Source organism: Bacillus sp. BPN334 (genome assembly GCF_008368885.1).
Classification (GTDB): Bacteria; Bacillota; Bacilli; order Bacillales; family Bacillaceae_G; genus Bacillus_A; species Bacillus_A wiedmannii.
Genome location: NZ_QOZW01000008.1, coordinates 318,500 through 340,361, shown reverse-complemented (window position 1 = coordinate 340,361; position 21,862 = coordinate 318,500). Strand labels below are relative to the sequence as shown.

26 protein-coding genes are annotated in these 21,862 nt (G+C 36.5%); 20 read left to right on the top strand and 6 right to left on the bottom strand.

Annotation, left to right across the window (positions count from 1 at the left end; translation table 11 throughout):
* The first annotated feature begins 149 nt into the window (after window positions 1-149).
* The 13 genes from DN393_RS13820 (at window position 150) to DN393_RS13760 (ending at window position 12,981) form a co-directional block, all read left to right on the top strand.
* On the top strand, window positions 150-2,420 hold the full coding sequence (locus tag DN393_RS13820) for a phage tail tape measure protein (RefSeq protein ID WP_179958512.1): 2,271 nt from the start codon (window positions 150-152) through the stop codon (window positions 2,418-2,420).
* A complete protein-coding gene (locus tag DN393_RS13815; protein ID WP_149173604.1) occupies window positions 2,417-3,061 on the top strand; it encodes an SH3 domain-containing protein in 645 nt (214 codons plus the stop codon). The genes DN393_RS13820 and DN393_RS13815 overlap by 4 nt, the downstream gene beginning before the upstream one ends.
* A gap of 20 nt (window positions 3,062-3,081) precedes the next feature.
* Window positions 3,082-4,068 carry an XkdQ/YqbQ family protein gene (locus DN393_RS13810; RefSeq protein ID WP_472926285.1) on the top strand — a complete coding sequence of 329 codons (987 nt, stop codon included), beginning with the start codon at window positions 3,082-3,084 and terminating at the stop codon, window positions 4,066-4,068.
* A gap of 8 nt (window positions 4,069-4,076) precedes the next feature.
* Window positions 4,077-4,517 carry a hypothetical protein gene (locus DN393_RS13805; protein ID WP_149173602.1) on the top strand — a complete coding sequence of 147 codons (441 nt, stop codon included), beginning with the start codon at window positions 4,077-4,079 and terminating at the stop codon, window positions 4,515-4,517.
* Window positions 4,510-4,968 (top strand): DUF2634 domain-containing protein, encoded by a 459-nt coding sequence (locus tag DN393_RS13800; protein WP_149173601.1) that lies wholly within the window; start codon window positions 4,510-4,512, stop codon window positions 4,966-4,968. The genes DN393_RS13805 and DN393_RS13800 overlap by 8 nt, the downstream gene beginning before the upstream one ends.
* Window positions 4,965-6,110, top strand: coding sequence for a baseplate J/gp47 family protein (locus DN393_RS13795; RefSeq protein ID WP_149173600.1), 1,146 nt, complete (start codon window positions 4,965-4,967; stop codon window positions 6,108-6,110). The genes DN393_RS13800 and DN393_RS13795 overlap by 4 nt, the downstream gene beginning before the upstream one ends.
* On the top strand, window positions 6,097-6,678 hold the full coding sequence (locus DN393_RS13790; RefSeq protein ID WP_149173599.1) for a putative phage tail protein: 582 nt from the start codon (window positions 6,097-6,099) through the stop codon (window positions 6,676-6,678). The genes DN393_RS13795 and DN393_RS13790 overlap by 14 nt, the downstream gene beginning before the upstream one ends.
* 5 nt (window positions 6,679-6,683) lie before the next feature.
* On the top strand, window positions 6,684-7,298 hold the full coding sequence (locus DN393_RS13785) for a hypothetical protein (RefSeq protein ID WP_149173598.1): 615 nt from the start codon (window positions 6,684-6,686) through the stop codon (window positions 7,296-7,298).
* Window positions 7,298-8,362 carry a hypothetical protein gene (locus tag DN393_RS13780; protein WP_149173597.1) on the top strand — a complete coding sequence of 355 codons (1,065 nt, stop codon included), beginning with the start codon at window positions 7,298-7,300 and terminating at the stop codon, window positions 8,360-8,362. The genes DN393_RS13785 and DN393_RS13780 overlap by 1 nt, the downstream gene beginning before the upstream one ends.
* A gap of 58 nt (window positions 8,363-8,420) precedes the next feature.
* A complete protein-coding gene (locus DN393_RS13775; protein ID WP_218944222.1) occupies window positions 8,421-10,505 on the top strand; it encodes a hypothetical protein in 2,085 nt (694 codons plus the stop codon).
* Between the two features lie 116 nt (window positions 10,506-10,621).
* Window positions 10,622-11,596: a HEPN domain-containing protein gene (locus DN393_RS13770; protein WP_149173596.1), complete on the top strand. Its 975-nt coding sequence runs from the start codon at window positions 10,622-10,624 to the stop codon at window positions 11,594-11,596.
* A 165-nt stretch (window positions 11,597-11,761) separates the two neighbouring features.
* The gene (locus tag DN393_RS13765; protein ID WP_149173595.1) at window positions 11,762-12,181 is read left to right on the top strand and encodes a phage holin family protein; all 420 of its coding nucleotides are present in this window, start codon (window positions 11,762-11,764) and stop codon (window positions 12,179-12,181) included.
* Entirely contained in the window at window positions 12,181-12,981 is an 801-nt protein-coding gene (locus DN393_RS13760; protein ID WP_149173594.1) for a GH25 family lysozyme, read from the top strand. The genes DN393_RS13765 and DN393_RS13760 overlap by 1 nt, the downstream gene beginning before the upstream one ends.
* Before the next feature lie 81 nt (window positions 12,982-13,062).
* On the opposite strand, the gene DN393_RS13755 is transcribed toward DN393_RS13760, so the two are convergent.
* The 4 genes from DN393_RS13755 to DN393_RS13735 form a co-directional block, all read right to left on the bottom strand.
* Window positions 13,063-13,341, bottom strand: coding sequence for a hypothetical protein (locus DN393_RS13755; RefSeq protein WP_149173593.1), 279 nt, complete (start codon window positions 13,339-13,341; stop codon window positions 13,063-13,065).
* A gap of 14 nt (window positions 13,342-13,355) precedes the next feature.
* The gene (locus DN393_RS13750) at window positions 13,356-14,357 is read right to left on the bottom strand and encodes a WXG100 family type VII secretion target (protein WP_149173642.1); all 1,002 of its coding nucleotides are present in this window, start codon (window positions 14,355-14,357) and stop codon (window positions 13,356-13,358) included.
* Window positions 14,358-14,539: 182 nt separating this feature from the next.
* Window positions 14,540-15,706 (bottom strand): S-layer homology domain-containing protein, encoded by a 1,167-nt coding sequence (locus tag DN393_RS13745; protein WP_149173592.1) that lies wholly within the window; start codon window positions 15,704-15,706, stop codon window positions 14,540-14,542.
* 457 nt (window positions 15,707-16,163) lie between these two features.
* The gene (locus DN393_RS13735) at window positions 16,164-16,442 is read right to left on the bottom strand and encodes a hypothetical protein (protein WP_179958510.1); all 279 of its coding nucleotides are present in this window, start codon (window positions 16,440-16,442) and stop codon (window positions 16,164-16,166) included.
* A gap of 163 nt (window positions 16,443-16,605) precedes the next feature.
* On the opposite strand from DN393_RS13735, the gene DN393_RS13730 reads away from it, so the two are divergent.
* Window positions 16,606-16,920: a hypothetical protein gene (locus tag DN393_RS13730; RefSeq protein WP_074571125.1), complete on the top strand. Its 315-nt coding sequence runs from the start codon at window positions 16,606-16,608 to the stop codon at window positions 16,918-16,920.
* A gap of 52 nt (window positions 16,921-16,972) precedes the next feature.
* Complete coding sequence (locus DN393_RS13725; RefSeq protein ID WP_074571127.1) at window positions 16,973-17,803, top strand: hypothetical protein; 831 nt, start codon at window positions 16,973-16,975, stop codon at window positions 17,801-17,803.
* 217 nt (window positions 17,804-18,020) lie between these two features.
* On the opposite strand, the gene DN393_RS13720 is transcribed toward DN393_RS13725, so the two are convergent.
* Complete coding sequence (locus DN393_RS13720) at window positions 18,021-18,485, bottom strand: restriction endonuclease (protein ID WP_149173590.1); 465 nt, start codon at window positions 18,483-18,485, stop codon at window positions 18,021-18,023.
* A 121-nt stretch (window positions 18,486-18,606) separates the two neighbouring features.
* On the opposite strand from DN393_RS13720, the gene DN393_RS13715 reads away from it, so the two are divergent.
* Window positions 18,607-19,056, top strand: a complete 450-nt coding sequence (locus tag DN393_RS13715) for an epimerase (RefSeq protein WP_149173589.1) — start codon at window positions 18,607-18,609, stop codon at window positions 19,054-19,056.
* A 25-nt stretch (window positions 19,057-19,081) separates the two neighbouring features.
* Here the strand turns inward: DN393_RS13715 and DN393_RS13710 are convergent, their stop codons facing one another.
* Window positions 19,082-19,279 (bottom strand): helix-turn-helix transcriptional regulator, encoded by a 198-nt coding sequence (locus DN393_RS13710; protein WP_098858475.1) that lies wholly within the window; start codon window positions 19,277-19,279, stop codon window positions 19,082-19,084.
* Window positions 19,280-19,419: 140 nt separating this feature from the next.
* Between DN393_RS13710 and DN393_RS13705 the strand changes: the two genes are divergently transcribed.
* The 4 genes from DN393_RS13705 (at window position 19,420) to DN393_RS13690 (ending at window position 21,772) form a co-directional block, all read left to right on the top strand.
* Window positions 19,420-19,722 (top strand): hypothetical protein, encoded by a 303-nt coding sequence (locus tag DN393_RS13705; protein WP_149173588.1) that lies wholly within the window; start codon window positions 19,420-19,422, stop codon window positions 19,720-19,722.
* Complete coding sequence (locus DN393_RS13700) at window positions 19,719-19,901, top strand: hypothetical protein (RefSeq protein ID WP_149173587.1); 183 nt, start codon at window positions 19,719-19,721, stop codon at window positions 19,899-19,901. Before DN393_RS13705 ends, DN393_RS13700 begins: the two co-directional genes overlap by 4 nt.
* A gap of 118 nt (window positions 19,902-20,019) precedes the next feature.
* Window positions 20,020-21,210 carry an FtsK/SpoIIIE domain-containing protein gene (locus DN393_RS13695; RefSeq protein WP_149173586.1) on the top strand — a complete coding sequence of 397 codons (1,191 nt, stop codon included), beginning with the start codon at window positions 20,020-20,022 and terminating at the stop codon, window positions 21,208-21,210.
* Window positions 21,152-21,772, top strand: a complete 621-nt coding sequence (locus tag DN393_RS13690) for a replication-relaxation family protein (protein ID WP_149173585.1) — start codon at window positions 21,152-21,154, stop codon at window positions 21,770-21,772. Before DN393_RS13695 ends, DN393_RS13690 begins: the two co-directional genes overlap by 59 nt.
* Window positions 21,773-21,862: the final 90 nt, after the last annotated feature.

Genomic DNA, 21,862 nt, shown 5'->3' with positions numbered 1-21,862 from the left:
CGACTAGGTGAAGTAATCTAAATACATCGTATATGATGAAACACCCACGAGAACCCACCACCTAAACAATATGGTTGTAGGTGAAGATATAGTCTGAACTTGCAGGAAACTGTAAGAGGTACAGGATAAAGAGCCTGTACGATAACAATTTGGATTCTGGAATTAAAGGTGAACAAGCAGGTACTTCGTTACGTGCTGCGCTATTACGTTTATCTGATCCACCTAAATCAGCCAGAACAGCTCTTGCTGATTTGGGTATTACAATTCAAGATTCATCAGGGAAAATGCTTCCTTTTCACGATATTATCGGTCAGGTTGGTAAATCGACAAAAGATATGGGGAATGCACAGAAAGCGGCAGCTTTATCAGCGATTTTCGGTACAGAAGCGGTTTCTGGTATGTTGGCAGTGGTAGAAGCAGGACCGGATAAACTGCAAAAGCTAACGCAAGGGTTGAAAGATTCTGGCGGAGCCGCTGCTGATACTGCAAAAAAAATGCAGGATAACTTAAATGGTTCACTTAACCAGTTATCCGGTTCTTTTGAAACGCTACAAATTTCAGTAGGTAATGCACTTATCCCTATGATTCGTATAATTGCTGATGGGCTAGGCATGCTGACAGATGCGTTTAATGCGTTACCAGGACCCGTACAAACGGTATTAACGGTTATCCTTGCTCTTGTCGGGGTGTTTCTGTTATTAGCAGGTCCAGTTCTTTTAATACTTGGTTTCTTACCAGGTATTATTGAGGGGTTTGCATTACTAGCTGGTGCAATGGGAATGACTTCAGGGGCATTGCTAGGTGTAGCAGGAACCGCCTTGACCGTAATTGGTGTTATAGCCGCAATAGCTATAGGAATCGCACTTCTTTGGTCATACAGTGAAACCTTTAGAAGTATCGTTTATGCTGCGATAGATGGTGTGAAGGCTGCATTCGATTCTTTGATGGTGAAAGTAAATCAGGTAAAAGCATTCCTTGCAACTGCCTGGTCTGGCGTACAGACGATATTTGGAGGAAATGAAGGTAAGGGTGTTTCAATTCTTAGTCGTTTAGGGTTCACACCTGAAGCTACAAAAACCATCGTCACAGTAACAAATGGGATTAAAAACGCTATTAATCAGATCAAACAACAAATGTCCAACTTAGGACAGTTTACAAAAGGGATCGGAGCCTTATTCGGTGGAAATACCGGAAAAGGTGTATCCATCTTAGGTTCTCTTGGACTCTCACCACAAACCATTCGTAGTGCCGTTACCATCATAAATGGTGTCAGAACGGCCGTTACTAACGGAATGAATGGAGTCATGTCAACGGTACGTACTATCGGTGCTGGTATGAGCCGTTTTTGGTCTCAACACGGTCAACAAATTGTCCAGTATGCATCCGGAGCATATAGAGTATTGAAATCAATGGTTAGTACGTACCTAACCGGAGTCGGTTCTGTTGTTCGCAGTCTTTTAACCGGAATCGCAAATTTCTGGTCCCAACACGGCGCTCAAATTATGAAATTTGCATCTATGGCGTGGCGCGGAATTTGGACGACAATTAGCACGGTAGCTAGCGTTTTATGGAAAATAGTGAGTACTTGTCTATCTACAATTTCTGATTTCTGGTCCCAACATGGCTCGCAAATCATGTCGATTGCAAGTAAAGTTTTTGACACAGTAGCCAAAATCGTTGGAAATTGTTTAGATTTTATGTCTGGCCTTTTCCAAGCGGTAATGCCAATTGTGTCTGGCGCAACTGAAATTGCGTTCGGGCTAATAAAAACGGCAGTTCAAGTTGGAGGCCGCATAATTGAAGGCGTTGTTAAAGTTGTATCAAATTTATTCCACGGAGAATGGCGTGCGGCGTTTGACGCAGCATGTCAAACGGCAGTGGATATTTGGAACATCATTGTTGACACATTTAAGGGAATCGACTTATTCCAAATCGGTAAAGACATCATTAATGGGTTAATCAATGGTATTTCTTCTATGGCTTCAGCGGCATGGGATGCGGTAGGTAATATTGCAAGTGGTATCGCAAGTACTGTAACTGGATTCTTTGATATGCATTCACCATCAAGATTAATGTTTGAAAAAGGGGAGTTCGTAACAGAAGGTATTGCGCTTGGTATGGTTCACAAAACGGATATGGCTGTAAAAGCTGCAGAACATGTATCTGAGAAATCAAGCATTCCTTTTGCAACTGACGGAAAAGGTAAATCCTACACATCAAACAACGTAAACAATTCTAATAAGAGCAACGTGAAAAATGAGTTCAACGTAACTATATCAGCAGATACAGCAAGAGCGATGAATGCAGATGATGCAACATTTAAAGAATTAGCAGATAAATTCCTCAACTATGTAGCGGATAAAATGGATGATGTAAGCAATGCAAGAACAGATGTAAACTTAGGGGTGATGGAACAGTGATTTTTATTATAACGAAGGATGCAAAGCTGACCTTCCCCGTAACTCCTTCAGGTATTGGCCCAAAAGGAGGGGACACCCAAATTACAGAAGTACAAACATTACATCGGGGTGTTATTCCCTTTACCGATGGAACTGGATTAGAGGAAGTCTCCTGGACTTCCTTTTTTTCTTTTAATAAAGTGTATGGCGAAGAAGTCCGGCATGATCCGTACAAGGCGATAGCTGCACTTGAAAAGATAAAGAAAGCAGAAGAACCGGTTGTTCTTTATATTACAGAACTGAATTACCAAAAAGAAATGTTATTGAAAACCTTTGATTACTGGATAGAGAAGCCAGGGTATATTGAGTTTTCAATTGCATTTAAAGAATACCGAGATATTAAACTTGGTGTTTTAAATGGGAATGGTGAAGTCATTCGGCCACCATCAAATAATATGGAAAACTACGTGCTAAAAACGGCAAAAGTAACAGGTGACGCCTATATGATAGCAGTACGTGATGTTCCCTCTCATAATGGAAAGGTTATCGGAACTGTAAAGAAAGGTGACACGGTTACACTTGTGCGGAATCAACAGGGAGAATGGTTATTCATTCAAATGAGCAATACTCACGGCTATGTATTAGCTAGTAATTTGAGTTAGGAGGGATTCTATTGCTTCAAGTGCTAATAGGCAAAATGGACGTAACAGACGCCGTTATCCCTCCAATTCAATTTGATGATGATTATGAATCGGGTCCAGTAAAAGTAGAATTCGCACTCGTACACCAAAAAGATTTTAAAGATTTAGACGGGAAACCGTTGCAGATAAAAGTGGGAAAGAAAGTTTGGTTTAAGGGGCTTATCCGGTCATATCAAGATGCAAATGGAAAAGATGTGAAAATTACAGCGTATGATCATTTGTTTAATCTAGTGAAATCCGATGATGAGTTTGCTTTTCAAAATCGAACTGCTACACAAATCATGCGAGAAATTTTAGATAGATACAGTTATCCGGTAAAAGAAATGGTAGATATAAACTTTGTCTTTCCGCTCATGTATTTAGAAAAAAATAATGCGGAAAGTGTTTATGAAATGTTAATTATCGTTCTGCATGAGAGTAAGCTTCGTACAGGAAAGAAATATTGGGTACGCTTTGAACCTGAAGGCTTACGTGTCTTTGAATGGACACCGCCTAAATTAATTCCAGTGCTAGGTCCTGGAATAACGAATGTAGAGAAAAAAGTTTCCTCTGAAAATATAAAGAACCGGATAAAGGTAGTCAATCGTGAAAAAAACATTGTGGCATTTCAATCTGATAGTGATTCCATAAGAAAATATGGTCCATTGTCAACGGTAGAAGAGTATGGTGCTGAAACGGAAGCAGCTGCTCAAAGTCGAGCCGATAGTATGCTCAAGGTTCAAGGATTGCCAGATGTATCGAGATCCATTGAGCATGTGCATAGTCTGGAAGAACAACGATTTTGGTCTGGTGACTATATTTATTTAGAGGACCCTACAGAAACAATTTTAGGTGGCTATTATATTAGGAAAGCTACTTATGATGTCTATAAAAACCGAGTTGTATTCAAAGCGGATTTAGCAAAAACAGCTGCTTTACCAAATAAGGTGTATGTTCCGCCAGAAGAAACGCAAAAAGATGAAGGGTAGGTGAGGAAGTGAGAGGGGCCGAGCGGATATTAACACATATACAGAATGGTAATAGCAAAAAAGAAGAGAGCATGTTTTCTCTTGGTAAGGTTATTACTGGTGAGCCAAATGTAACGATTCAAATACATGGTTCATCAAAGGTGTTATCAAGTGCGTTTTTTGTTATGCCATATACAAAGTTTAGAAAAGAAGAAACGGTACTTGTGCAACGTATCGCCGGAACAAGGGCCACTGATCGGCAGTATGTAGTAAGGCCATTGCATGATATGGTGTCTGTTTGTAAATACACTGGTTCCGATTATGTTTTATTGGCAGACAGTTCTATAAAATATCCTGCTTCGCAAACATTTTGCCCCTGGCCGATACCAGCCGGAATGAATGTGTTATTACTTCGGAACCGATTCCCTACAAAAGATGCAATATGGGTGGTGGTGAACACGTATGTCTAATTTATTACCGAAAATTGATTGGTCATTTGGTAGCGATGAGGAAGAGCATAATAGCGAAGAAATCACAGGCTATTTAACTCCTTTATTTGATTTCCGAGCAGGAGAATTTGTATCGGATAGTAATGGGGTTGTAGAAGTAGAAGAGGGCCAAATTGGCATGGCAAATCTCATTGAGAAAATTCACCTTGTTCCTAGAAACACTTACCGTGTCTATACGGACGCTTACGGTTCTGAAGCACGTAATGTACTCATCGATAAGGAACTGAATGAGGAAGCGAAAATACTACGCTTAAAAGAAGTAATTCGAGATAGTTTGATTTACGATGAACGGGTTGTGGATGTAAGTGTCATTGAAATTGAGCGACAAAGTGATGAGAACGATGTATTTGTTGCTTCTTACATTGTTAACACCATCTACGGAAATATCCCTATAAGGGAAGTGATGTATTGAGTATACCTACATGGTGGAGAGAATCAGAATCCGATATTATGAACCGAATGCTGAGTAAAATCGATAAAAAATGGGACAAGAGACAAGGTGGATTTATTTATGATGTGCTAAAACCAATTGCAGTAGAGCGTAAAGCAGGAAGAGAAGAGTTTCTGAAATGGCATCAATCCAATTTTGCTCAATATGCAACTGGTATTGAACTAGATATAGTTGTAGCAGATAAAACGCCTCTTACTCGTTACCCAGCAAGAAAAGCAAGAGGCCCTGTGATTGTGGAAGGTAATGAAGGGACTAAGCTTATTAAAGGCGCTACGTATATTTCCATCCGCTATGAATTAAACAATAAGATCATCGAATATAAGCAGCTTGAAGAAGCTGTAATTGGTGCAGATGGAATTGCAAAAGTAGAAGTTGAATGTGTTACGCCCGGTATTATCGGAAACACATCAATCGGAACAGTCGATTTGGGTGAATCTATTTTCGGTGTTTCTAGTGTGCGAAATCCTGAAAAAATAGCAGGTGGAGAAGAAGCGGAAAGTGATGATGACTTTAGATCTCGTTACTTTGCTTATTTAAGAGAGTCATCAAATAGTGGTAATATCGGAGATTACATCCGCTGGTCACTTAGTGTGAAAAATGTGGGTGGTGTGCTCGTATTCCCAGTAGCAAGGGGAAAAGGAACAGTAGAAATTATGTTATGTGATTATAGTTTCGTTCCGGCCACGCCAGAACTGATCCAACAAGTTCAGCAAGTCTTAAACCCAACAATTGAAATGGGAGATGGAAAAGCACCTGTAGGATCGAGTGTTTTTGTCGTTCCTGCCATACCTGTGAAGATAAATATCACTGTGAAAGTACCACCAGGAGGAAATACAGAAGTAAATAAGCAGAATCTCATTAAAGAAGCTAACGAGTATTTAAAAGAATGCAACAAAGCATATTGGCGTGATGATGCAAGCAGACAATCGATTTTAAAAGAGTCATATGTTGTCAATTATTTAAAGCTTGGAGCAGTTGTGGTAGATGTTTTTAAACCGTTGAGAGTCAATGAAATGGTGCTTAATGGGTTGCAAAAAGATGTTGTTCTTACTTCAGGCCAAATAGCAGTGATAGGCGAGGTAATCATTAATGAGTCGCCGTGATGAAATAGTAGAGCAACTGCTTGAGCATTCCATGAAAGAATACCGCAGCTCTTATTTATTTAATAGCTTAATGCAAATCGCTGCTGATGAGAAGATTTCAGAAGAACAAGAATTTGAGGATACAAAAGCTCAAATGCGTGTGGAAACTGCTACCTGGGGCATTGGTGATTGGGAACGAGAATACAGTATTCGTGTTGATGAAAATAAGCCGCTGAATCAAAGGATATCATTCGTATTAAGTAAACAACGTAGTGCAGGTGTAACGAGAATCCCTTTAATTAAAAAAGTTGCAGAGTCATTTGAATATGGAGAAGTTGATATACAACAGGATATCCCAAATTACACGATAAATATTTCTTTTGTCGGTAAGCTTGGGATACCACCAAATATTAATGATATTCAGTTTGCGTTGCGTAGCATTGTGCCAGCTCATATCGATATTAACTATGTCTTTACGTATACAACTTGGAATGAGTTTGAAGGATACAAAATGACATGGGATAAAGTAAAAGAATTACAGTTAACTTGGGATGATATAGCGAAATGTAAACAGTCAGGAAGGTTGTGAAAAATATGCCTATAATTACAGATCGTTTGAAAATGTCACTACCTCTTGGGAATGAGTTTGTTAGTAGGGAAGTGCTTGTACAGGCGTTTCTTGATATTGATCGTTTAATTATGCTGAGTGGGAACTTAGATGAATTAAAAAAAGCGGTCAACAAGTATACAGATGATGCTATTAAATTATTAAAGCAAAATACGGAAGATAAAATTGGTAAACCTAATGGGATTGCAACTCTTGATGGATCAGGAAAAGTACCTACAACACAATTACCAAAGAGAAATGCAGCAGATATTAACTTGTCTGATTCGAAAAATTACTACACGGAGGATACCGTTGAAGCTGCATTGCAACAAATAGGCGATATATTAAAGAATCTGCAACTTAAAGTGAGTGTGTACCGATCAAATAAAACAGCAAACGGAATTTTTGCAACAGTAGAATGGAAAACAAAAACTGGTGTACTAGCGAGAAAAGCAGTATTAAGTGATTCAGATACAAACGGGAGTTACAGAAAACAAACCATTACTTTCTATGCGGAAAACGGATCAACTGTAATCGGAACAGATGTATATGTCATTACTTATGATGCTGATGGTGATGTGACAAGTGAGGTGCTGCAGTAGTGCCTTATTTAGATTTACATTTTGCACATAAACAAGTATCAGAGAATTTATTCCCACATGGGATTGGTAATAAGGAAAGAATGTGGGACTTACAATTTATTTATCCTGATCACAGAATATACGATAAGAATTTGCAGTTAGTATACAGTGGGGGAAAGACATTAATACCACAATCTCTTAGTATGTCTGTGGCACCATTTGTGAATCTTGGTGTTTTTGAAGAATATGAGTCAGATAGGAAGTTTCTAAAATTACATCTAGTTGATATGAAAACTTTTACTAAAGTAGCGGTAATCCAAGAATCGACACTTATACCAAATACGAGTCCTGCTTTATATGGAAACTGCGATTTCTCAACATTTCCAAATGGAGATATTGTAGTCATGAACTATCCAACTGACACAATGACTTTGTACGATAAAAAAGGAAAATACAAAAAATCTATTACTGGTGTTGTAAATGTGAAAAATCAAAACAAAGGCTATATGGAAGTTCATCAAAGAAAGGGCATCATTGCGCTTCAATATGAAACTGGGTTTAAATTCTATAATAAAAATTTAGAGTTTTTATTTGAAATCAGTACAAATAACATTAAGGATAGTTTTAAGAGGGCAGGATTTTATTCAAATGGCGACTTGCTAATAGGTAAGCAGAATCAAACGTATACAAGGTTAGTCATTGATTACACTAGTAAAAAGCTAGTAACAACGTATACGACACCATTAACAAGTAATCAAAGGGATGAAATTTACCTAGCCAGAATAGAAAAAGATAAAACATTCTTCCGCAGATACTACAGAGGATTAGGAAATAATACCCTTTTAGAGTTCGACAAGAACATGAAATTGACTGCCGAAACAACACCACCATATAATTTATCAAAATTAGTATCTTGGGATGGAAAATATTATCATACAAAAGAGGAAAATGGTGCAGGTGGACTATATAAATCTTTTGAGGTAGCAACGAATAAACTTGTACTTGTATACGACATGCCAAAAACAGCACCTACTGTTTATGGATCATTACGAGGACAAAGCGAAACATATGAATCGTATCAGTGAAAAGAGTTAAGCGCACAATAGTGGGCTTTTTTATTTTGCTCAAAATTGAGGTGGTTTTTTGTATCAAATTTACCCTACTGGTGCAAAAGCAGATGGCTCAAATGATAGTCCTGCTTTTGACGTAATGCTCGAAAAAGCAAAAACTTCTAAAGTGAAAACTATTTTTATACCAGATGGTGTGTATGGGATTAGGAAAACAATTGTTGTACCACCGAAAGTAAGAATGATTTTTGCACCAAATGCAGTTTTAATGCCATTAGCTGATATTAATGTAATCCAATTAAAACCAGAGTCCTATTTAGAAGGTGCAAACATTGATTTGAGATATATGAGGGTACCATTCACGAAAGCTGGTATTTACTTAAATGCATCTGATATTTTTCAGTTCTATGAGCAAACGCACATGATGAAAGATATAAATATTCTTGGTAAACGAGCAACTGAAGGATGGACAGGTACAGGGATTCTTATGGAAGCTACTGAACCAATGACTTACATCGATAACGTAAAATGTAACAACATTACGATTACAAACATGCAGAAAGGTATTCATTTACGTGTTGATCCAAAGATAACAAAAGAAGCCGATATGGCTTGGGTAAATGCGAACTTCTTCCATCAAATCACGCTTATGAATTTCGAATACGGATTATATCTTGAAGGAGATTCAAAAGTACCACGCGATGTAGGTGGAAACCTGTTTGACCAAGTGCAGTTCCAAGCAGAAGCAGGAACAAAACGTTTGATTTACTGCGAAGGTGGTACAAATCGTTTTGATATATTCGGCTGGGATATACACAAATTAAAGCCTACAGAAGCAGCGTATGAGTTTACGAAGTCTGCAAGGTTTAATCAGATTGTAAGCCCAATGGCCGCTGAAATTACAGAAGCGTGGATAGATAACGGGTATATGAACAGTTTTCCAAGCCCAAACAACTACGTATCGGATAAGCGAATCAATGCATTGCCGATTAGTTTACCGTATGTACCGAATTTCATTGGAAATCAGGATGACTACTTAGTAAATGGTCATAAGCGAGGGTACACCGTTACGCAAGTTTCAACGCATCCTATTGTAGATGGCGAACTGACGGATATATTCACGTTTGATACAGAAGCAGGGATTACTTTTGATGCAAAGAACGCCACGTATGAAAATCCAATTGTGCTTGAAATTAATACATTTTCCGATCCAATTATTTACGCAGCTTTTCTTACTGTCATGAGTTCATGGGGGAGCCAACCGCAAGGCTTTGAAATGGAACTATATGATGAACTAAGTAAGCAATGGATTGGTGTACACTGGACCAAAAACAATAAAAGCCAAGCTATTGCCGTATCTGCACCTTGGGCTTCCGTTGATAAGTGTACAAAAATCAGGATTAAATGTTGGGGAAGTAATCTAGCTAATAAACAAATTGGTATCAGCCGAGTGATGATGACGAGTACAAAACACGGTGGAAAAGCGTACCTGCCTTACACAGAATATCAACGGGAACTACCTGAAATTTCATTCCCACCAATATTACCAAATAAAAAGATTATGGTGGGAGATCAAGACGATGTCCTGCTCCTTGCCGATAAACGATACAAGGTAAACCTGCCAGGCACTCCAAAATCAGCAGGGAACATTTGGGCCATGTTTAGCATGAGAAGGGAGCAGTTCTGCCGATGGACAAACCCTACAACCGAACAACCAGCCATTATCGAAATAGATTTCGGTGATAAACCACTACAATTCCTAGAATCTGTTGGCATTGAGTTTGGATGGACTGAAACGCCGAAAAATATAAAGATTGAACGTGTTACCAGCTTAAACGGTGCATACGTTCAACTATCAAATATTAACGGAAATACTTCAGATGTAATTCATGTCGCAGCAAGATCCGCAAACACATTTAAACTACGCTTTACCATTTCCGTTTCTAATAATCAAAACACTCTTGTCCGGGTGAATCGGATTTTCGCCACGACTGGCGATGATTACCCAAAAGTATTTGTAAATACAGAATCAGATAATACCGTTTATGGAGATTTGCGATTCGGTGATAAAACAAAAGGGATTATTCTGCTAGCGGATGACGGTTCTTATTGGAAGTTAGGCGTTGATAATTCGGGTAATACAAAATGGACTAAATTATAACTTGTCTTTGTTGGATTTATAAAACCCAGTCCATAAAAAATTAAAGAGGATATCATTCCCATTTATATATATGTAATATATAATAGTTTATAATATATATATAGGGGGAGAACATAGTGTACCTAAATTTAATTGGCTCATTAATAGGATTTGAAAATACTAAGCACGAACAGGCCTTTGGTGATTTTAATGTAACAAATGAAGAGAAATTTTTAAATGATAATTTCTTAGATGATTACTTTGTTAAGCGTATTGGAGAAATTGAAGTTGATAGTCTAATGGAGCATGCGTACATTTACAGTTCTCTAAATATAGATGAAATTCCAGCTGAATATCAGCCTGTAAATATTCCTGCGATAATTTCAAATAGCATAGCAATGCTTGACGGTTGGTTAATGGCACTGTGGTTTGTTAAGGATAATAGTGTAAGTAGAAGGAACATCTACATTATTCAAAAACACGAAAAAGGACAGGCTGTGGCACTACGCTCAACAACTGATTCAAACACAAATGCCTTAGGGGAACAATGTCAAACTGTTTTTTCAAGTGAAGAGTTAGATGAAGCACTAAAATGGATGGGTTTAATTAGACCGCATTTAACCGGGAAGGATAGAACAGGTGAAGAAATTGAACAAGGTTTTATAAAAGATGATAGCCATGAGATTTATACGAAAGACCATAGATTCCTCAGAGCATTGCGATTTATATTTTTAGCTAGAAGACAATCTTTTGTTCCTGAAAAAATAACATCACTAATAAGTGCAATGGAAACATTATTATCTACATCAAACAATGAATTGAAGTTTCAAGTATCATCACGGGCTTGTAAAATTATAGGTGGTGATTTGGAAGAGAAAAAGAACAATTATAATATCATTAGAGAAGCTTATGATTTAAGATCAGCATACGTTCATGGAGCAAAGCTTGTCGGTAGATATAGTAGAGAAAATGGTAAATTAGCAAGTTTAGCTACAAATATGGATAATGTCATAAGAAACTTAATGAAGGAATTATTAGAGAAATATCCGGAATTGGCTGAAAAGGATAATGATGGATTAGGGGATTGGTTTAGAGATTTAATTCTTGAATAATCTTTAACTGTAATTAATTCCTATTTAATATATTTAGCGTTGGTAAAGGAAAAATAGTTTTATCTAGTAACAATTCATAATGCCATAACTTTATAGAGCATAAGGCTTTATAAAAGAAGAGAGCTAATTCCGCTCTCTTCTTTTATTTTGGAAAGGAGCGGAATAATGGATCGCATTGATGTAATGGGAAAAACATTTATAGCTGCTTTTGGTGGCTTCTGCGGATACTTTTTGGGAGGGTGGGATACAACATTGAAAGTTCTTGTTATCATGGCAGCAATTGACTATATTACTGGTGTATTCGCAGCAGGAATTAATGGAGAGCTAAAAAGTAAGGTTGGTTTTAAAGGCATCGCCAAAAAGGTGGTGCTTTTTCTTTTGGTCGCAGCAGCCACACAAGCTGATGCAGTTATGGGAACAAACAGCGCAATTCGTGAAGCAACAATCTTTTTCTTTATCGGAAACGAGTTGTTATCTCTTTTGGAAAATGCAGGACGCATGGGAGTTCCGCTTCCACAAGCATTAACGAATGCCGTGGAGATCTTGGGTGGTAAACAAAAAGATAAAAAAGGAGATGAGCAATAATGGGACAAATCGTAGATATCTCAAAATGGAACGGTAATATTAACTGGCCAGTAGCAAAACAGTATTTGGATTTTGTAATTGCACGAGTACAAGATGGTTCAAATTATGTGGATCCACTTTATAAAGGGTATGTACAAAGTATGAAGCAGCATAACATTCCTTTTGGTAACTATGCATTTTGCCGTTTCGTTTCTATCGCTGATGCGAAGAAAGAAGCACAAGATTTCTGGAGTCGTGGTGATAAGAGCGCTACAGTTTGGGTTGCAGATGTAGAAGTAAAAACAATGAATGATATGAGAGCAGGAACACAGGCGTTTATCGATGAGTTATACCGATTAGGGGCTAAGAAAGTCGGTTTATATGTTGGGCATCATATGTATGCACCCTTTGGTATGGTGAACGTAAAAAGTGATTTTGTATGGATTCCGCGTTATGGCGGTAATAAGCCAGCGTATCCTTGCGACATTTGGCAGTACACAGAAACAGGAAATGTACCTGGTATTGGCAAGTGTGACCTTAATTCACTTATTGGAAGCAAGTCATTATCTTGGTTTACTGGAGCAGCACAAGAGCAAATGCAAGCGGAAGAAACTAAACAAAACATCATCCAATCAGGTGCTTTTTCACCGTATGAGGTTCAAGATGTTATGCAAGCTTTAACATCTGTTAAAATGACAGCGAACTTCAAATTACAATCTGATGGATTAACGTATTTTGTTTCTGAGCCAACATCAGATGTACAGATTAAAGCGATAAAAGGATACCTTGACCGTAAAGGTTGGTGGTATGAAGTTAAGTGAAATATACTATGTAATAGCAAATGAAACCTATGTATATGTGAGTGAAGTGAAAAAGGTTCTCTTAACTGAGAACCTTTATATTTATCTCCAACGCCATTCTATTTCATTTGAATCAAAGTAGACGGCAGGTATTCCAATTCTCTCTAATTGATTATTTTTAGATACAAACCAATTATTTTCATCCAATAGGATTGGATTTACATCATCTAAAGGCGGATTATTTTCATCTACCATTTTGTTAAGAAACTCTTTGAAATCAGAAATGTTATTAGTGAAATTAATATTTCCATACATCCAAAAACCATCACCATTTGCATTTGAAATGTCTCCTAAATGTATATCTTTAAAGTATAGTTTCATAGCGAATATCCCTCTCACTTCTTAATGTTAAAATATTTACTAGGAATTTCTCCTCTAATAAGGTATTCAGTATCCCTTTTAGTCCAATTTAAAGCGAGATTTTTCCAGTGATCTGTAGTTGCGGAATCTTGCTTTATTAAACGCTCTATTTGCTTAGGGCTTAAAATAGCAACATCTTTTACTTCACCTTCCCTAATCCCCTTTCTTAGAGCAGGTAAATCAATATCAATAATATTTTTACCATAATTACTTGCAACCTCAGGTTTTATCGAGAAACTAGTATAAGGACTATTATGTTTTGCTCCTCTGCGATATCCACCTAAGATATGTTCAGTTACAGTTACTTGTCGGCCTTTATACACCCCTTCTTTATTTGCTGGGATTAAGTTTCCGTTCTCACCAATATGTGGTTTACCGATACCATTTGGTCTTGTTGCTGCTTTTAAGTAATCTTCTCCTCGTAAAAGGTTTTTACTTTCTATTGCAGCATGCGTCATCTTAACGCCTTTTCCTACTTTAGCAAGTTTCCCGACTGGTGTAAGACCAGCTACGGCCATTCCACCTGCAAAGATTCTATCCCAGGTTGATAGTTTTTCGCCAGTAGATGGATCAACTCCATCCCATGCTCTTTTAATATCATACTCACCACTTATTTCACCAGCTATATCTCGAGCTAGTTTACCGCCATCAAAACCTTTTTCTTCAGAGGAAGGTTTACCACACATTGCACCTTCTTCCATTGTAACATCTTGATTATCTGCATTGCGGAATTTTTCAGCAATTCGCTTCAAATCTTCTTCTACTTGTATAAGTGAATTGATAGATGTAAAAGCTTTTGGTCTTGCATCATTAAACATTTGAATGAACTGTTGATTAGAGGCTCCAATCCATTGAAAACACAACTGATCTATTTCGTTACATAAATTATTATGTATAGATTCTAATGCGATTCTGGTATTATTTGCACGATTAGCCACTTCTTCTAGCATTTCAGGTGTTACTTTGATTTGAACCATTTTTTTCCTCCCTTTCCCAATTAAAATTATGAGATAAAAAGAAAAAAATGTAAACATGGAAATTTTAGATTAGTATAATAATATTTATGTGAACTAAAATCTGCTTAATTGTAAATAAAGCCTATGTGTATGTGAAGTAAAAGAAGCCGTCCTGTTGGGCGGCTTCTTTTAATATCTATTAATTATTTTCTTTTAACATTTATGGATATTGATTCATAACCATTTGATGCAGGCATTGTGCTTAACTCCATTTTGTAGTTACCCTTATCTAAGTTTGTGTGATAATCTCGCTCGCCTGAATTTTTGAAAGGTAATGTAACAATATCGTTAATTTCTTTATCTAGATTTAAATCTGGATTTATTAAAGTAATCCAATTTTTTGCTAACTCTACAGTAGCTTTATCAATTATAAATGTAATCATGAAATCATTTTCATTCTCACCTACTAAATAGAGTTGCCCTTGTCCATAATCATAAATCTTTCCTAAATTAGGATTAGAGGAAAGTAATTCTACCCTTTCACCATCGCCCATCTGGCCGCCGTTGATATATACGCTTTCGTATTTGAAATCTTCATTATAATTCTTGTTTATTTTAGTAATTAGATTTTGAGCTTCTTTAGATACAGATTTTAGTAGCAACGGTGAACTGTTTATCCAGCTACTACTGTCGTAATGAAATTCACTTGTAATCATAGAGCTTGGGAGATCAAACGGTGGTAATTCAGGTTTTGCTTCTACAAAATTAATTGCATTATATAGAAACTGTGCATATTGCTCACGAGTTACAATTTTTTTAGGTTCAAACATATTATTTCCTGTTCCAACTACAATTTTATTTTCTTGAAGTGCACTGATTGCGTCAGTAGCCCAATAATTTTTTTCAACATCTTCAAATGTAGTTATAGATGATGTTCTTAATCTGAAAGCCTTTTTTAATACAGCAGCCAACTGTTCACGAGTTAAAGTATCATCTGGGCCAAATTTACCATTACCATATCCATTCATAATTCCAGCTCTAGCAATCGCTAAAATTTCTTTTTCAAACATAGTACCTTTCACATCATTGAATGGATTTTTGAAAGGAGGGGCAGTAGGATCAGTCACTGGTTGTATATAATTATATAACAATCTAGCAACTTGACCTCGTGTGATGGGATCACCAAAACCAAATATACCATTTCCATAACCAGCAAAGATCTGTTTCTCTTTTAAATCCATAATTGCATTATAAGACCAGTGATCTGTAGGAACATCGCGAAATCCAGTCTCAGCTTGTGCATTTGTTAAAGAGGTAAATGTTGATGTAGCAAGAACAGCGCCTGCTAAAATAATTTGTTTGAATTTCATTAGTAAGCTCCTTTTAATTAATTTTTAACAAATTAATTAACTTATTTTATTAATAAATAAAAATATAACAATTAACATTATAGTTAGGTGTGTAAATTAAATCAATATTTAGTTGTAAATGGATATTGAGATAGATTACAAAAAATTTCGATTACTATCCATAACTACTAGGAAAGGCATACTATGTAAGTTTGATTGAGTGCAGAAACTTGAATAAAATCAGTGTTAGCATTACGGAATAAAGATCCAGATGTTAACGTTTGGTAGCGAGGTTCACAATGACAATAACAGTCGCATTTTTTCCGTTTCTTACGATAGCATTTATGTGAACGGTCGTAATAATAGTTTGACATATTAAGTACGAACCTCCTTTTTAGTACATGCTATGCGAAGTGTTGTAGGGAGGATTGGGCATAATTTAAGTGCTCTCCATAATAGAGAGGGATGTTTTGTGAAATCATATTCTACCTTTGTTTAATACCCGCACTTTATCCGCGGTATATAACATCGCCTGCCATTCCGAGTGCTCTAGTCCATCTGGATACCATTCTTTCATCAAGTTTGATAGACGAGATGTATCTTGTTTTACGGCAGAAAGCATTGTTTCAGCATTCGCTACAGTTAAAATTATATATTGTTTAACCCATTTAAAGTCGTCTATTTTATCAGGATTATCCCCTGAAGAATCTGGATCATTTGGCGCATATTCTAGTAACCAATCTTGTAATTGTTCCATGTTTGACAACAATACAGACGTCATCATATTGGCATCAACCTTCTATTTCTATAGGATACATCTAAAATGAAATAAGAACGAAAAAATTAAAAGAATTGTTTTCTTATAACAGGGAACACTCCTTAAGGAAGACTGACCAAAATGCTAAGGAGTTGTACACGATATGGAAAATGCAATTGGGATTGTATATGATGGGCAATTTTATCAACTTTTACTTCATAAAAGTCCAACTGTTTTTAAAGAAAATATCAGACCGATGGAAGGACGCGCACCATCACTTTTGACTTTCTCAGATGATCAAAATGGAAAAATCGTAAATGTAGCCTATGTTTCTAATAAGCCTAATAAGCCTAAGGTAGTAGGGGATACCATAGCATTATCAAGTGAAATGTTAGAGATTTTACGTGGTAAAAGTACAGAGGAGCCATGCTCTTTCTTACCAGATACTGTTGGCGGGTCGACAAACGTTCGTACTTAATATAAAGAACTGTTGATTGAACTAAACCGTACGGGAAGGAAGCAAAATTTACATGAGAAAATTACGATTAAACAGATTTTTAGTACCGCATGGATTGAATACCGGTAGATTAGAAAAATGCTTACGCGACCCTAAAAAATGTGCAGAAGGTGTGGTACCTAGCACAAGAGATATTTCGGAACTTACATTACCTAAAGGATTTCAAATTGACCGAATGCCTCCAGGATTTAATTTAAATAACATTCTATCTATGGATTATAAAAAATTAAGTGCAGATAGCTTGTTTGTAGCAGCGGATACCCAATTGCAAGTTTTAGCTCAAGATGAAATACTTGGAAAAGAGGGAACTGAATTACTAAACAAAATTGAAGAGGTAAAAGAACAGTTGAAAGAATTAAGGGACCCAAAAGAAATGCTCAAAAAATGGCGTGCATTGGTTCTTGGGAAAGCAGAAGAGGTAGCTATGGTATACATAGATGAAGAGACAGCACCTTATGAAACAGATCTTTATCAAATTGCACCACTTGTCATTCTTGAAATGGATAACTTGACTGTTAAAGCCTGGATATATATCTACATTTCAGATCCCAAAAAAGATACAAAGGGTATGACGAAAACAAAGCAATTTAAAGAGATTTCATATGCTGTATTGAGTGCGAATTTTGAATACAATACGACAAAACCATTTGATGTTAATCAAGTTAGAAAAGACATTGAAAGTGCTCGTTTTAAAGTATTAGAAGACTCAATTAGAGAACAATTGACAAAGCATTTAGAAAATGAATTGGAACAAATTGTTTTAAACATGATGGAACGAAAATTCACGTCTGCATTTCATATATTTAAATCATTCCAAAAGAATGCAGAACTTTTTACATTCTAATCGTAAGCATAACAAAAACCAACCCCTGTATCTGAATAGAGGTTGGTTTTTAATATTCAAACTACAATTTTTAATTTGGTTACAGTAAGATTTATACTGGCGGTTTCAGAAAAATTCATACTATAAGATGACTGGCAATTGTAAATAATATTAATGTGAATTTTCAGTAAAAAACAAAAGCAAGCCACTCTTTTTATAGAATCAGCTTGCTTGAGAATTATGACTTCATCATGTTAATAAGAGAATCACCATCAATCAACTCAATGTTTTTATTCGCAGCGTATTGCCTCGCATTCTTATTGAAATGACTCAGTGTAACGAAATACCCTCCAACAGCATCCGCATCCACAATAGCGCTATGAAGCTTCTGAATAAAAGGCCTTCCAATGGAGCTTTTCGTATAGCGTTTTACCTCAACGAATTTCATTTCATTCCCTTTATAAAGGATAATGTCTTTTCCACCATCATTAGAACCAGAAGTCACCTGAACTTTATAACCAAGAGAGCGAAAGAAATCAGCTACAAAGTATTCAAATTCTCTTGGATCCATTATCTCTAAATTACCACGAGTTGCAGCTTGTTGTACTCGGTGTGTCCTAATTTCTTCAGGTGTTACGTGTGGACCCCTCATGACAAAACAGATGAGAAAAACAAGTAAAAGCAATGCTATTGCCCAAATCATAGAATTCACCTCAGTATGAGTATGTCCTAAATGAGATTAATTAAAATTCTTGTAGTCACTAATTTTGTTTTATGCTAAAATCCATTGGGTATTTATTATTAATAATAATTTTGGAGGATTTATGAGCAATCAGAACGACAACAAGACAAGTAGTGTTATAGCAGTGCCGGTAATAATTTTAGGATTATTCTTACCAATCTTTCTTCCGGCTTTATTCATGTTGGGGTTAGGGAAATGGATGCCGAATGAAATTCAATATTCAGGAACAATGTCATTATTCATTTTATCTATTGAAATGTTTATAATAGCGGCTCTTTTTACGAAGATTTTAAGTTTGGTTGGCTTGTCTGAAAAGAAGTTAGACGAGTTAGGGGTTTTAGGGTTTACAATATCAACGGTTACTTCATTCTTAGCAATATACGTCGGGTATTTTTGGATGACTAAAAGTGGTTTAACATCAGTTGAATTAACGTCGAAAGGTATCTTAGTTATTGCTATTATGGTAACTATTATTTTAGCAATTTTATTAAAAGTTTTAGAAAGAATTGACAAAAATGAAGTGAAACAGTGAAAAAGACGGTGAATACCGTCTTTTTTTATTTTATATCTTTTTCGATCCAAATTTCTTCTAATTTCATTTCCAGTGCACGAGCAATACGATATGCAACAGGCAAGGTTGGAAGTCCCCCTTTTACTAAATTAGTCATTGTAGAAGTTGCAATTCCAGCTTTTTTAGCAATAAAACTGTATTTAATCCCGCGTTCATCTAAGATTTCTTTCAAACGACTTTCCATATTCTCACCCTTTTTTTGTTTGTCCTACGAATTTTTTCTCGAAGGACAGGCAAAATCCTTCTTTCTAAGTCATATACCTTTATCAAGACGATGAGGAATACCAAGTGGAATCAAGGACATCAAGAGGGGAGAGGGCGCATATGCGTTGGCAATATTCACATTTAAACGAAACACCTTACCTGTATCCATCAAAAGAATTAAGAGGTATGTATAGGGATTCAAATGGCAAAAAAGAAACAAATGCAATTGTGGACCACATGGAAAGACATGAAGTTTTTAATAATCGTGAGTACAAAGGCTATTACCGTTTATCAAACGATATCATGGATGATCTATATGAAGACGAGGATGAAGTGCTTGATTGGGGAGATGTCATCAATGAGTATCAACCAGTTATGACATCTAAGGGATTACAGCTCATTCGAAAAGAGGAATTCAAATGACAATCGTAGGAGAAGCGATAGTGGTATGGACGGCAACTGGCTTGTCAGTGATTACAATGAAGGTTGCAGAAAAAATGGGGCAGAGTGTTCCACGTTGGCTTCCACGTATGACCATGTACACAACGCTCACAGGCTCGTTCTTGTATCTTCTACGTTATGTGCTTTTCACGTTTCTATAGGGGTATACCAATGTGGAATTGTAGGACATTTACAGGTCATTGATATAGAACATGTACGGGAGTCTTCCAAAAATAAGGGATATATACCCTTATAAAGGGTATATGGGGAGTGGAGAAAATGATTGAATTATTACTCGTTCCAGCTGCAGGTTTAACAGTGGCGTTATTCGGTGAAAAGTTCAAAAGTAAAAATGATGATAAGCGAAAAATACAAGTGTTTTTTGAGGTAGCTGGTATTGCGATCAAAAGAAATAATGTAGAAAAATTACAATATCCAAAGTTTCAAAAACAAATTGAGGATGATCGTAGTACGACTTATGTGTATATCTTACCGCTTGGCATGCCGAGTAAAATTATTCAAAAGGTAGAGGACGTTGTTTCTGAGGGGTTAAATAAACCAGTACGTATTCAGTACGATAATTATAAATTGAACATTCGTGTATTCCGCAGAGAAATACCGAAGAACTGGTCATGGTCAATGGATTTAGTAACGAAAGGGAAATGGCGGATTACAGTTGGCCAGAGTTTAGAAACAATTGTTTACCACGATTTTGATGAAACACCACACATGGCTATAGGTGGATTAATTCGTATGGGGAAAACAGTTTTCCTTAAAAATATGTTTGCTTCCTTATCATTAGCAAATCCAGATCATGCGCATTTTTATTTAATTGATTTAAAAGAAGAAGGACTCGAATTTAGCGAGTATAAAAAGTTGAAACAAGTTGAGAAAATCGCAGAAACATCAGAACAAGCACATGGCATGTTGTTAAAAGTAATGGAGAAAATGCATGAACGTGGGAAGTACATGAAAGAACGTGGTATCAAGAATATTGTTCACACGAAAGAAAAAGACCGATATTTCATTGTAGTGGATGAAGGAGCAGTACTCGCGCCTGCCAAAGGATTACCGAGAGCTCATAATAAAATGCTGGAAGAGTGTCAATACATGTTGAGTCACATCGCTCGTGTCGGAGGGGCACTTGGGTTTCGTATTGTCTTTTGTACACAATATCCGACAGGAGACACATTGCCGAGGGTAGTCAAACAGATGGCGAATGCAAAACTCGGTTTCCGTTTACCGACTCGTACCGCATCAGAAGTTGTAATTGATCAGTCTGGATTAGAACAACTACCATCTATTCCAGGAAGGGCTATATATATGAAGGAAAACTTCACTGTACTGCAAGTGCCATATATCGATGACAAGGTCATGTGGGAACATCTAAAAGAATATGAGGTGGAAAAACATGAACATCCAGAGCCACATAAAAATCAACCGTCAGATGGCGATACTTGCGACGATTAGAAAGCTGCAGTTTGCAACGAGAAGACATTTGATGAGTGTGCATGATATGGGTGGTATTCGAAATGCAAACAGAATTATGAGTGATTTGAAGCCGTATTTGAGTAAGACAATGCAAGGGAAAGAGTATGTATACTATCTCAATAAAGAAGGGCATGCTTTGTTTGGTGATGATGGAAAGGTTGTTTCAAGAGGGAAGCTTGTGCATGCATTATTGCGTAATGAAGCATGGTTGCATTTATTTTGTCCGGATGATTGGCAGATTGAAACAGAAATCCGGTATAAAAAAAATGGTGAGAAAAAGAAAATCATTCCTGATGTGAAGTTTCGTGATGAAGAAAATATACTTCATGCGGTTGAAGTGGATCGCTCACAGAAAATGAAAGTGAATGAAGAGAAGTTAAAAAAATATGAAGAACTTACGCAGATTTATAAACAGAAGTATAACGGGAAAATGCCAGTGATTTATTTCTTTACAGTTACCAAATATAGAGAAAAGAAACTGGAAGAGTTAGCGGCTAAGTATGATGTATTTGTAAAGGTTTATGTAATAGAGGAATTTTAGCTACAAAAATATTTATGGGTATATAAAGAGAGTGATTATTTTTAACCACTCTCTTTTGTACGATTCAATAATATATAATTTGTTAGTATT

What these genes read in the sequence shown, in the direction of transcription:
- DN393_RS13800 (WP_149173601.1), top strand. Translation starts at nt 4,510, where the DNA reads ATGTCTAATTTATTACCGAAAATTGATTGGTCATTTGGTAGCGATGAG.
- DN393_RS13790 (WP_149173599.1), top strand. Translation starts at nt 6,097, where the DNA reads ATGAGTCGCCGTGATGAAATAGTAGAGCAACTGCTTGAGCATTCCATG.
- DN393_RS13785 (WP_149173598.1), top strand. Translation starts at nt 6,684, where the DNA reads ATGCCTATAATTACAGATCGTTTGAAAATGTCACTACCTCTTGGGAAT.
- DN393_RS13765 (WP_149173595.1), top strand. Translation starts at nt 11,762, where the DNA reads ATGGATCGCATTGATGTAATGGGAAAAACATTTATAGCTGCTTTTGGT.
- DN393_RS13760 (WP_149173594.1), top strand. Translation starts at nt 12,181, where the DNA reads ATGGGACAAATCGTAGATATCTCAAAATGGAACGGTAATATTAACTGG.
- DN393_RS13755 (WP_149173593.1), bottom strand. Translation starts at nt 13,341, where the DNA reads ATGAAACTATACTTTAAAGATATACATTTAGGAGACATTTCAAATGCA.
- DN393_RS13750 (WP_149173642.1), bottom strand. Translation starts at nt 14,357, where the DNA reads ATGGTTCAAATCAAAGTAACACCTGAAATGCTAGAAGAAGTGGCTAAT.
- DN393_RS13745 (WP_149173592.1), bottom strand. Translation starts at nt 15,706, where the DNA reads ATGAAATTCAAACAAATTATTTTAGCAGGCGCTGTTCTTGCTACATCA.
- DN393_RS13735 (WP_179958510.1), bottom strand. Translation starts at nt 16,442, where the DNA reads ATGGAACAATTACAAGATTGGTTACTAGAATATGCGCCAAATGATCCA.
- DN393_RS13730 (WP_074571125.1), top strand. Translation starts at nt 16,606, where the DNA reads ATGGAAAATGCAATTGGGATTGTATATGATGGGCAATTTTATCAACTT.
- DN393_RS13725 (WP_074571127.1), top strand. Translation starts at nt 16,973, where the DNA reads ATGAGAAAATTACGATTAAACAGATTTTTAGTACCGCATGGATTGAAT.
- DN393_RS13720 (WP_149173590.1), bottom strand. Translation starts at nt 18,485, where the DNA reads ATGATTTGGGCAATAGCATTGCTTTTACTTGTTTTTCTCATCTGTTTT.
- DN393_RS13715 (WP_149173589.1), top strand. Translation starts at nt 18,607, where the DNA reads ATGAGCAATCAGAACGACAACAAGACAAGTAGTGTTATAGCAGTGCCG.
- DN393_RS13710 (WP_098858475.1), bottom strand. Translation starts at nt 19,279, where the DNA reads ATGGAAAGTCGTTTGAAAGAAATCTTAGATGAACGCGGGATTAAATAC.
- DN393_RS13705 (WP_149173588.1), top strand. Translation starts at nt 19,420, where the DNA reads ATGCGTTGGCAATATTCACATTTAAACGAAACACCTTACCTGTATCCA.
- DN393_RS13700 (WP_149173587.1), top strand. Translation starts at nt 19,719, where the DNA reads ATGACAATCGTAGGAGAAGCGATAGTGGTATGGACGGCAACTGGCTTG.
- DN393_RS13695 (WP_149173586.1), top strand. Translation starts at nt 20,020, where the DNA reads ATGATTGAATTATTACTCGTTCCAGCTGCAGGTTTAACAGTGGCGTTA.
- DN393_RS13690 (WP_149173585.1), top strand. Translation starts at nt 21,152, where the DNA reads ATGAACATCCAGAGCCACATAAAAATCAACCGTCAGATGGCGATACTT.